At 43.2% G+C, this 5,347-nt stretch carries 3 protein-coding genes; all 3 read left to right on the forward strand.

Annotated elements, in window-relative coordinates; genetic code table 11:
• The coding region (locus QEH53_RS23240) for a hypothetical protein (protein WP_309025628.1) at positions 1 to 458 on the forward strand (458 nt) is incomplete at its 5' end.
• A 389-nt stretch (positions 459 to 847) separates the two neighbouring features.
• A complete protein-coding gene (locus tag QEH53_RS23245; RefSeq protein ID WP_309025629.1) occupies positions 848 to 1,891 on the forward strand; it encodes a hypothetical protein in 1,044 nt (347 codons plus the stop codon).
• A gap of 76 nt (positions 1,892 to 1,967) precedes the next feature.
• Complete coding sequence (locus tag QEH53_RS23250; protein ID WP_309025630.1) at positions 1,968 to 5,027, forward strand: cyclic peptide export ABC transporter; 3,060 nt, start codon at positions 1,968 to 1,970, stop codon at positions 5,025 to 5,027.
• The last annotated feature ends 320 nt before the right edge of the window (positions 5,028 to 5,347 follow it).

Below are 5,347 nucleotides of genomic sequence, written 5' to 3' on the forward strand. Positions count from 1 at the left end.
TTCTGACATTGAATGCTTTCATAAAGTTTCACATGGCATTGAAAGCCAACATCTTAAATCAAATCGAAAATTTGTCCACGTGGCCTAGCATAGTGGTTCGTCTCCGGATTTGCCATTATCACAAAATAAGTTCGTGCGGAGTCGATGCGGTTGGGACGCGTGAATTCGAGATATTCGTAGTCTATCTCCTAGAACGCCCACATAGCGAGGACGAACCAATCCGAGGTATCCAACTGCGTGACTGCTACTATAGCGTGGATGCGACCAATCAGATTGATCACGGTGTGTGTCTCGACAGCGGCCACTGTCCGTCGGAGCTTCGCTCAAGAGAAAAGCGACAAGCAAGGGTTGACGACATAGGCGTCCAGAACGTAGACCGCCTGGTCGATCTCCTCATTACATCTGTCCTTTGCGCGCACTGTTCGCGTCATTCGCTTGAGGATCCCGGCAAGCTCTAGGGAGGCGCACCAGTCACGACGCTCGCTGACTAAGGCGAGATTGTTTCTGGAAACTAATACTAGGATTGCCGAGGCGTAGAGCAGCTGAGCTTGCGACCGAAGACATGCCTCGATGTCCATGAGGCTCTCGATATCGTTTTACTGGGCGAAACCATGTAAGGAGAACTGGTCTCGGACGGAGAAGATGTTCGAGGCCCTCGGCCCTCGCCAGCGACTTGAGAGAAAACCAAAGTGCCAGAGTTAACACCTGGTGGTCTCAACAAACTTATTAGAAAGCGGAACCAAATTCAAATGCGTAGCAAGAGAAGGCTGATCTATCAGATAGAAAAACATTAACTTACGAAACCTAAACTCGTCCCTAATTGGGCAATACTGATAATATATATAGAATGAATAAAAAGTGTACGTTTTATAAACTGGACTGGATTAGCGTTGCAATTTTGTGTGAACCTACAATTTCAAACGGGAAACTGAATCGAGGTGTTATGATTCTGAATCAGATTGATCCAGTTTTGGAATTGCATCCGTTACTATCGAATTATTACATACTAGTTCATCGTCGAGGTTGGCACGGAGCGAATGAAGCTGCCGGTGCGGATATCATGCTGGTTGAGGATTTGTCGACTTGGAAAGAAACAGTTGAGGAGTATCCTGACTGTGTTCTACTAGACGTGGGTCCAGCGGATTTTGTTGATCATGATTATTTCAGCCCGATCGAGTGCGAAGTCGATATCGATGTTCTTCAAATATCTTGTTGGAGTCGCAGGAAGCGGATAGAGCTCTTCATACGAGCCGCATCAAGGCTTCCTCACCTTTCTTTTATGCACTTGGGGCATTTTGAAAATGGCGGGGCAAGAGATGAAGTTGAGTACCGTGCCGAATGTCTTGAGCTTGCCACTTCCTTGGCTCCAAACGTCGCGTTTCCGTTTTTAAGATGTGAGTCGAATAAGGGTTTACCATCTAGCAAGGAAGTTATAAACAGATTCATAAACAGGGCTAAGCTAGGTTTGCTAACGTCTGAAAGTGAGGGTATTAATAGGTTTAAGATGGAGTGCATGGCTGCTGATCGGCCATTCTTAGTTGCTTGCGATGTGATGACTCCTACGCGTAAGCATATTAATGAGCGCACGGGCATGTTGTATGAACCAAATGCAGTAAATTTGTCGAAGGCAATTGTTGATATGCTCGATAGACTCCAAAGCTTTGAGCCGCGCAAATATTTGATTACGAACACAGGAAAGAAGATATCTTTGGGCAAACTTCGCTCGGCTTTAGTTGAAGTTTGCGTAAGGAGTGGGGAAAAATATCGGTTCGATAATATTGACTGGGATGGAAGGAATGAAAGTCTTATATGGGGGCAAAGAGCGCTCGACCTAATCGCTGAAAAAGTCAAGGAGTTCTCTGCTCTATTCAATACTTGCTTTAGAGGATAGGTAAGAGATATAGCTTTTCTTATCTCCCTTGCTCTGTGGACTTTTTGCAGGATGTTTGGTTTGTTTCCTCAGGAAAATGAATAATATAAATAATAAGGTACTGCGTCTCGCAACTCTGATCTTTCTACCTGTTGCTTTTTCTTCAGCGAAGGATCGAGATTCGCTCAGTGCCTCTATTGATGAAATCGTAGAGGTATTGATGGATGAAATGCGCATTCCCGGTGTTGCTATTGCAGTGATCAAGGATTATGAGCCGTATTACCTTCAGGGATATGGTTTTGCTAACATTGAAGAGAGCGTTAAGGTTACTGGTGAAACCTTCTTTGAGTTGGGTTCCCTGAGTAAAGCGTATACTGGTTTAGCTATTTCAAAGCTCGTTCAGGATGGTAAAATATCACTAGAAGATGATATTGTAAAATATATAAATTGGTTTAGGGTGAGGCATGGCGAGAAATACGTAAAATTACGCGTCTCTGATTGTTTGTATCATAGAACTGGCATACCTTTCAAAACTATTGGGGCGATTCCTGTAGATTCCTCTGAAGGGGCTTTGCTGAATACTGTTGAGAAGCTGGTAGATGTGCAATTGGATTTTAGGCCAGGGACGAAGTTTCAATATGCAACACTGAATTATGCTATCCTAGGTTTGGTCATTGAGTCGGCTAGTGGGATTTCTTACACCAATTATATGGAGAGGGAGATATTCAAGCCGCTGAATCTCGATGATACGTGGGCGGGCCGGAATGCATTTTACAAAAAAGGTGGTAGAAATCGGAAATTGGCAACGGGTTACAAGGCCGGTTTCTTCGGCGTCCATCCGTATGATGCTCCAGACTACGAGGGGAATGTACCTGCTGGTTACATAATCACGAATGCGAAGGATATGTTGCGCTGGATGGATCACCAAATGGGCAGCGACGATACTTTATCAGAGTTAAAAGATGCTATTGGTTTTTCACATGAAAACCCTTATTTAAATATACGATATGGTGGTTACAGTTATTACGCTGCGGGTTGGGAGGTTTTATCGAGCGCTGGCTCCAAACCTGCTAAGTTGCTGTTTCATGATGGAAACAATCCGAATTTCTCCTCGTCCATTAGGTTGAATCTGGAATATGGGGTTGGGGTTGCTGTTCTGGGAAACTTGAACGCGGAACATATTAGTGAAGTATCGAAAGCAATTGAGTCACTGCTAATTAATGGTGAGACGGTAAGAGACAAGAACAATGTTCCGAATGATCTATATCGTATCGTAGATATTGCTTCAACTAGTATTTTGGTGCTAGGTGCATTATTGGGTTTTATTATCGTTTTATTTATAGCTTATCTTATTGGTTCTCCGAAGGTGGAGTGGGGTCGGTCTTTGACTAGTTTTGTTCTTGGAATGGGTGTCTATGTGGTTGGTATCGCTGGGGTCGCGTATTGTATTTTATCGCTTCCCGAGGTGTTTTTTTATTCCCTACCATGGTCTTTCTTGGCTGTATGGGGGCCGTTTTCATTGATTCCTGCAGCATTGACTAGTCTTGTGGCTGTCGGAATAGTTGGCTTTTACTTTCTCCTGCTCCACTGTTTTCCCGGTCGGAGTAGGCAAGTGATCTTTCCTTTGGTTTTGCTAGGAATGATAGCGGGATTTGGTAATGCGCTTATCATTTACGTTATTAACGAAGCTCTCTTTGATGCTTCAGTGAAAAAGGGCTTGATTCCTTTTTTCATCTTGGGAGTCTCATTATATGTGCTTGCGAACCGAGTGATTAGCTTAAAGCTAATTTCGATGACAAATGGGCTTGTTTTGGAAAAACGCTTAGGACTGATTCGAAAGATACTTGGTTCGTCGTATGAGAAAATCGAAAAGATTGAAGATGGGAGAATTCAGGCTGGACTTAACAATGATACGCGAACGCTAAGCAACGCTCCTAATGTGATTATTGGGGGATTTACTAGTTTAGTGACATTGGTTTTTTGCTTTATGTATATCGGTTTCATAAGCCTCTATGGGCTATTGTTTTCAGTTGCACTGATCGCAATCGGAGCGGGAGCGTATTATCTTGTTGGGCGTTCTGCAAATCGTAAATGGGATGAGGCCAGGGCTATCGAGAGTACTTTTTTCAAACTCATGAACCATATGTTGTGTGGATTTAAAGAGCTATCTCTCAACTCGAGGAGAAAGGCCGATTTTGAATGCGATATTGCAGCGACCTGCGATGAGTACAGGAGTAAAAACACCGATGCGTCAATGCGGATAGCAAATGTCTTCGTCCTGGGGGAACTGGTTTTTGCAGTTGTGATTGGTGGCGTTGTTTTTGTTCTGCCGGTGCTTTTCAAAAACATAGGAATGGATAGTCTAAGATCTTTTGTGTTTGTCCTTCTCTATATGACGGGACCGATTCATGGCGTTCTGAATGACGTGCCTCAGCTGCTGCAGATAAGAATCGCATGGAAGAGACTTGAGCAGTTGAAAGGTGAGTTCGGTGTTAAAGCACGGGAGTCTGTGGATGGAGGAGGCAGTAGATGTGTGAATCAAATCGTTCTTGAAGCTGTTGAGTATAGTTATCTGAAGGACGGTAAGAGTTTCGCGGTAGGTCCAATAAGTTGTTGCTTTAGGGCTGGAGAGATTACTTTTATAACCGGCGGAAATGGAAGTGGTAAAACTACTCTAATGAAGTTGATTAGTGGTTTGTATAGTGCTCATGGAGGGAGAATATTAGTTGATGGAGTTGGCGCTAGTCCGGTGGGAATGAGAGACCTGTTTTCTACGGTTTTTAGCGATTACTTCCTATTCCAAAAGCTGTATGGATTAGATCTTACGGGACGGAGCGAAGAGATTGATGGATACTTAAAATTGTTGAAGATGGATCATAAGGTGAATGTCCATGATAATCAGTTCAGTAGTCTGGAGCTTTCAAATGGACAGAGGAAAAGGTTGGCTTTAATCATAAGTTATTTGGATGATAAACCGGTTTTTTTGTTCGATGAGTGGGCTGCGGATCAAGATCCAGAGTTTCGCGAATATTTTTATAAAGATTTATTGCGGGATTTGAGGGCGAAGGGAAAGATTGTAATAGCAGTAACTCATGATGATCGTTATTTCAGCATTGCGGATCGTGTATTAAAATTGGATTTAGGAAGGGTTGTTTAAACGCATACGCTTGATTGAAGTCCTCGGGAATGGGGCTTCGTAGGAGTTTTTTTATTAATCAAATTAGAAGGTGCATATGTACAATTATTATTACATCATTGTAACTTTTGGGTAATTATGCTGAAATGATTAATGAGCTTCCATCAAGCGTGTTGTGATTAGGGTCTAAAGTTAATGAGGGGTCTGTTCTAGCTAAGTAATGATTTTTAGGATGGCAGAATGTGTATAAGAAGCAGTCGAGTCAGCCCTCTCGAGCAAGTGGAACTGATCAAGCTTTTGCTTGCTGGATCCACAGTCGTAGCCGCTGCGGAGATGGTCGG

Origin of the sequence: Pelagicoccus sp. SDUM812002, from assembly GCF_031127835.1 — a bacterium.
Lineage (GTDB): Bacteria > Verrucomicrobiota > Verrucomicrobiia > Opitutales > Opitutaceae > Pelagicoccus.